Genomic DNA, 5,593 nt, shown 5'->3' with positions numbered 1-5,593 from the left:
ACCCCACCCTCCTCGCCGACCCCTTCGTGCCGGCCTCGTGCCTGAGCGATGAGCCGGGCCTCATCGACCTGGTGACCCTGTGCGAACTGACCGCCGCGCTCGCGGCGACACCCGAGGTCTGGCGTCCCGTCATCCGTCACCGTCCCGACCGCCGGTGGTACACCCGGCTGCTGCTCTCCGCGACCGTGGAGGTGTGGCTGATCGGCTGGTATCCGGGGCAGCAGACGGAGGTACACGATCACGGCGGCGCGCTGGGGGCGCTGACGGTCGCCGAGGGTTTCGTGGAGGAGGACCAGTACGACCGGAGCTGGACCAGCTCCCAGATGCACCGGCACGGGACCGGGGCCGTGGTCGGCTTCGACCCGACCCACATCCACCGGGTCGCCAACCGCGGCCGGCAGGTCGCGACGACGATCCACGCCTACTCCCCACCGGAACTGTCGATGCGGTTCGCGCCGGCGCCGGCCGATGGCGGCCGGGCAGAGGATCCGCGTGCCGTCGAGATCCCACCCGCGGCCGCAGCAGCCGCGACGGTCCTGGGCCCGGCCGTCACCATCGGCGCGGCCACCGCGCCGATGGAGGCGGGCAGGGGCGACCGCTGGGCTCCGACCCACGCGGTGGCCGGGAGCGGCGCATGACGGCAACCGAGCACGCCACAGCCACGCCACCGAGCCGGATTGACGCGATGCTCGCGGCGGCCCGGTCCCGGCTGCACCGACTCGAACCGGCGCAGGCCGCGCGTGCCCTGGCCGAGAACGGCGACGCGGTGCTGGTCGACATCCGACCCGCGGCGCAACGCGCCGCGGAGGGGGAGATCCCCGGCGCCGTCATCGTGGAGCGCAACGTCCTCGAATGGCGGTTCGACCCCACCAGCGACGCGTGCCTGCCACTGGCGACGGGGGACGATCTGCAGGTCATCGTGATCTGCTCAGAGGGTTACACCTCCAGCCTCGCAGCCGACTCGTTGCGACAGCTCGGCCTGTGGCGCGCCACCGACGTGATCGGCGGATTCCACGGCTGGGCGGCGACCGGACTCCCCACCTGCCCGGCCCGCTGACCGCCGCGACCCGCCGGCCCGGCCGAGGCCCCGACCGGCTTCGACCGGGCCGGCGGGTTTACCCAGGGGGTCTACCCGGGGTCCCCCGGGGGATCCCGGTCGTGCCGGCCACGTCATCGCCGCCCCTGCACCCCGCAGAGGTCAGGGGCGCATGCAGCGGCAAAAGCATCGGATGTGGTTCTGCGCACATTTCTCTACCGAAATCATCCCCCGAGAACCGGGGTAAGCGGACCTTCGCGGGATCGTCACCCGTACGCAATCGAACCCGGGTACCGCTCCAACCTTGATCGACAATGCCCCGCCGACGCCCCTCCCGGGCCGCACCGGTCATCCGGCAACGATCTTCATACAGGCTGTTTCCGCTGTCCAGTAGCGCTTCCCCGCCCATCCGGCGGTACCCGGCGAGCCCGGACCCGGCCGCCGTGGCGACCGAGCCCGACCGACGGCAACACCGATCCCGCCCGACGGCAGTCATCTCGGAACGCGCACGGTGCGTGACCATCTACCTCGGCACACGCCGGTACGGAGCCCCGGACGTCCGCGTTCCGGAACCCTTGCTATCCGGTCGAGAGACGTCTACGTTCCTCGGTTAACGAGACGAGACGGGATCGTTTCCGAGCGGAGCTCCGGCCACGGTAGGCCAACCGAAAAGGCAGCGTCGACGGATTCCACCCGGAACGCCCGAGGGCTTCTCGGCTCGACCAGGTTGACCTGCCTGTCTGGGTGTAGGCAACACCGGATTCGGCGGTCTGGAAAAGCAGTGTGTCCGCCTTTGCAACGTCAGCAGGAGACGGTATGCCCAGTCAGCCCAGCGTGCTACCCGCTCGAAGCTTCGCCACGCTCAGCTCCCTGTCCGCCGCGTGTCACCACGTGTCCGGCGGTGCACGATGAGCGCCGGCGTCCCGGTTCTTCCCGGCCGTGATCTGCCGCCACGGCCGTTCGGAGCTGGTTGGCCCGCCTACTGGCGCCAGGAAGCGGCCTGCCGCGACGGCGACCCGGACGCATTCTTCCCGCCGGACGGCCGCAACACGAAAGCCCGGGCCGCGGCCGAGAGGCGGGCCCGCAAGATCTGCTCCGACTGCCCGGTGCAGCGCCCATGCCTGGCCACCGCGATCTTCTGTCAGGAAGAGCACGGGGTGTGGGGCGGCCTGACCTCGGACGAGCGTGCTTCCGTCGTCCCCCGCGGGCGGCTGAGCGCGAACGACGCCCTGGTCTTCGCCGACCGGCTGCTGCTGTCCGTGTCGGTCGCGAGCTGAGCGGACCGCGCCCGGTGACCCCGGGCGCGTCCCGCAGCGATGATCGCCCCCCTGGTCACGCGGTGGCTCCTCACGCCGGCCGATCTGCCCGGATATCGGCGGCGATGATCAGGATCATGGTTCCAGACGACTCGGCCGCAACGCCCTCGCTATCCGGTCGGGCCATATCTCATTGACGGACCCGGCCCATCCTGGGCAGTCTTCATGTCATCACCTCACGCCGCGGGGCGTGCGGCGCGGCGGCGCGGGGACCGGACGCGGGAGGGCGCGGTGGGCACGGGTATGGCTCCCGGCGGGACCGGATTCGACGATCCGGGCAGTGGCGGCAAGAAACCCCGGGCCGTGCTGCCACAGACAGACCCTGGGAAATTCACCGGAAAATTCTTTTCCCTGAATATCATACTTTATATCGAACCAGCCCTGCACGGTCCTGCTCGCCGTTCCGCGCCCGCCACGCCAGGTACGGATTCCCGGCAACTCCGGCTGGAACGGCAATTCCGGCTGGAACGCGACGGACGTCGCGCCGTCGATTTCCTCCCCGTACGGCGGAGAGCTCGCTCGTGAAACCACGGCGGCGCCTTCTTCTGCTGCGGCACGCAAAGTCGGACTGGGCCGAAGGGTCAATCCACGACGCCGATCGACCGCTGTCCGGATCGGGCCGGCGGGGCTGCGAGCTCATCTCGCGCTACCTCACGGACAACAAGCTCGCGCCCGACCTCATTCTGTGCTCCTCCGCGCTGCGGACCCGGCAGACCGTCGAGGGCCTCGCGGATGCGCTCCCCCCGAACGTCCCGGTCCTGACCGAGGACCGGCTCTATCTGGCCGAGGCGCAGGACCTGCTGGACCGGCTGCGTGAGATCGACGACGGAGTGCCCAGCGTGATGCTCGTCGGGCACAATCCCGGTATCCACACGCTGGCCGTGGCCCTGCTGCCCCCGGCCGAGCGATACCGGATCCCCACGTTTCCGACGGCGGCACTCGCCATCCAGGATCTGACCGTTACGCGCTGGGCGGAGCTGGGTCAGGACTCGGCCCGGCTCGTCTCCTTCGTCACTCCGCGGGGCCTGCGGGAGGCCGTCGGACCGGCAGGGGCCCCGAAACCCGGCCCGCCGTCCTGAGTCGGGAACGCCGCCGGCCTGAGCTCGGCCGGCGGCCGAGCGCCGCGGCGCGGCAGCCCGATGAACTGGTAGGTGCCGCGCCAGGCCTCGTGAACCAGATCGGCACTGCGCTCAGTAGGCCTGCTCCATGATCTTGGATGCGAGGGCGAAGACGCCGCCAACGACCAGCAGTGCGCCAGCCGCGATCCACAACGGCACCGAGGCGAGCGGGAGGGCGAACGTCCCGGCAACAAAGCCTACGATGATCAGAAGTACCGCGGCCCACGAACCCGTGTTGGCCTTGTGGTGACCGGTCTCACTAGCCACGTCCACTCCCGTCCGTCCTCATCGGGGCCGCCCGGCGACCCGATGCACATCGTTTTCCGGTGCGAGACTACCCGCGATCGGCATGTCCGATCCCGGATGGCGATGTACCTTTGCCCAATCTCGCCATTCTGCCCGATCTTGCCATTCCCTTCCCGCGCCGGGAGCCCGGTCACCCGAATCCGGCGACCCGCCGCAAGTCCACCAACTGGTCGTCGAGCCAGCGCCGCACGTCGTGGGTGCGGACCTGTCTGGCGGCCGCGGTGAGCCGGCGATGGCGCTCCTCCATCGGCATCGTCAGCGCGGTGTACAGGGCGTCGGCCATCTGCTGCACGTCGAAGGGGTGCAGGGTAACGGCGAACTCGCCCAGCTCCTCGTGCGCCCCGGCCATCTCCGACAGCGCCAGCACGCCGCCACGCCGGTTGACGACCGCGACCTCCTTCGCGACCAGGTTCATCCCGTCGGCGATCGCGTTGACGATCAGAACGTCACAGATGGAGTAGGCCGCCACGGCGAGCGGGAAGTCCTCGACCATCCGCAGGTCGATCGGCTGGCGCCCCTCCTTGGTATGCCGGGCGTTGATCTCCGCGACGACCGCGCCGATCAGGGCGATGTAGTCGGCGTACTCCGGCACGTCGGTGCGGCTGGGCTGCAGCAGCGCCAGGAAGCTGACCTTGCCCACCAGCTCCGGGTGCTGATCGAGTAGGGTGCCGAAGGCCAGAAAGCCACGCACGACGTTCTTGCTGGGGTCGGTGCGGTCCACCCGCAGGATGAGCTGACGGTCATCGTCGAGGAAGATGTAGCGCAGCATCGCCACATGCGCCGCCACCTCCTCGGAGGCCTGCGTAGCGTCCAGCGCCGCCGGGTCGACCGAGATCGGGTGGTACCGGGCGCGGACCACCCGGTCCGCCACCGTCACTGTCAGCTGCTCCAGGTCGATCGGCAGGCCGAGCAGCTCCTGGGCGCACAGGACGAAGTTGCGGGCGTAGCGCCGGGTATGGAAACCGACCACATCACTACCGAGCAGCCCGCGCAGTAGCCGCTCCCGGATGTCGGCGGGCAGGATGCGCCACTCGTCCGGCCCTGGCCAGGGAATGTGGATGAAATGCGTGAGCACCGCATCCGGGCACTGCTCCCGCACCCAGTCAGCCACGAGGTAGAAGTGGTAGTCCTGCAGCAGGACGAGCGCCTTGCCACCCCGCGCGCGCACCTCGTCAACCACCGCGTCGGCGTAGGCCCGGTTGACCGCCGCGTAGCCGTTCTCGAAGGCGTCGTGCTCGGCCCGGGTGAACACCGGTGACAGCGACCGGCCGTAGAGGCCGTGCTGGATGAACCACAGGACCGGGTTGGACCACACGCTGTAGAAGTCGGCGTAGGCGGTCGGATCGGTAACGACGAGCCGGACCCGGATGGCGGGGCCGTCCGGGTCACCCTCCACGAGCCGGGGCGAGGGATAGGTCTGGACGAGGATGGAGCTCCCGGCACTCTCCCCCGCGACGGCGACGTCCTCCTCGCTGGCTGCGCCGCACACCCACACCGCGTCGTCGAGATGCTCGGCGAGTCCGGACAGGGCCGAGACGAGGCCGCCCGCCCCCCTGGTGACGGTACGACCGGTGGCGTCCCGGTCGAACCTGACCGGACCGCGATTGGACAGCAGCACGAGCGGCAGGTCGAGCGACAGGTCGAGCGGGTTGAAGTCCGACACGGCGGATGCGGCCTCCTGGTCACGGGCGGTACTCGGCGTCCGGCACCGCTGAACCCGAGCGCCCGAGCGCACGGGGACAATCCGGACTGTAGTAAGCCCGGCTTTCGGATGCACCGCGTTGCAACGCGGCTAGCGGGAGTTTCCTAGATAAGTT

6 protein-coding genes are annotated in these 5,593 nt (G+C 69.9%); 4 read left to right on the top strand and 2 right to left on the bottom strand.

The window, feature by feature from the left end; genetic code table 11:
* The 4 genes from AC08OX_RS14300 to AC08OX_RS14285 form a co-directional block, all read left to right on the top strand.
* The coding region (locus tag AC08OX_RS14300) for a cysteine dioxygenase (protein ID WP_476608277.1) at positions 1-638 on the top strand (638 nt) is incomplete at its 5' end.
* Positions 635-1,057, top strand: coding sequence for a rhodanese-like domain-containing protein (locus AC08OX_RS14295; RefSeq protein WP_011435922.1), 423 nt, complete (start codon positions 635-637; stop codon positions 1,055-1,057). The genes AC08OX_RS14300 and AC08OX_RS14295, both read left to right, overlap by 4 nt.
* An 887-nt stretch (positions 1,058-1,944) precedes the next feature.
* On the top strand, positions 1,945-2,313 hold the full coding sequence (locus AC08OX_RS14290; protein WP_476608276.1) for a WhiB family transcriptional regulator: 369 nt from the start codon (positions 1,945-1,947) through the stop codon (positions 2,311-2,313).
* A gap of 560 nt (positions 2,314-2,873) precedes the next feature.
* The gene (locus tag AC08OX_RS14285; protein ID WP_476608275.1) at positions 2,874-3,431 is read left to right on the top strand and encodes a SixA phosphatase family protein; all 558 of its coding nucleotides are present in this window, start codon (positions 2,874-2,876) and stop codon (positions 3,429-3,431) included.
* Positions 3,432-3,542: 111 nt separating this feature from the next.
* Here AC08OX_RS14285 and AC08OX_RS14280 read toward each other — a convergent pair whose 3' ends face one another.
* A complete protein-coding gene (locus AC08OX_RS14280) occupies positions 3,543-3,737 on the bottom strand; it encodes a hypothetical protein (RefSeq protein WP_476608274.1) in 195 nt (64 codons plus the stop codon).
* Positions 3,738-3,906: 169 nt separating this feature from the next.
* The gene (locus AC08OX_RS14275; protein ID WP_476608273.1) at positions 3,907-5,439 is read right to left on the bottom strand and encodes an alpha,alpha-trehalose-phosphate synthase (UDP-forming); all 1,533 of its coding nucleotides are present in this window, start codon (positions 5,437-5,439) and stop codon (positions 3,907-3,909) included.
* Between the last annotated feature and the right edge of the window lie 154 nt (positions 5,440-5,593).

Source organism: Frankia sp. CoBUL1 (assembly GCF_978021245.1).
Note: the sequence above shows the minus strand (reverse complement) of the source record. Positions and strands in the feature narration are given on the sequence as shown.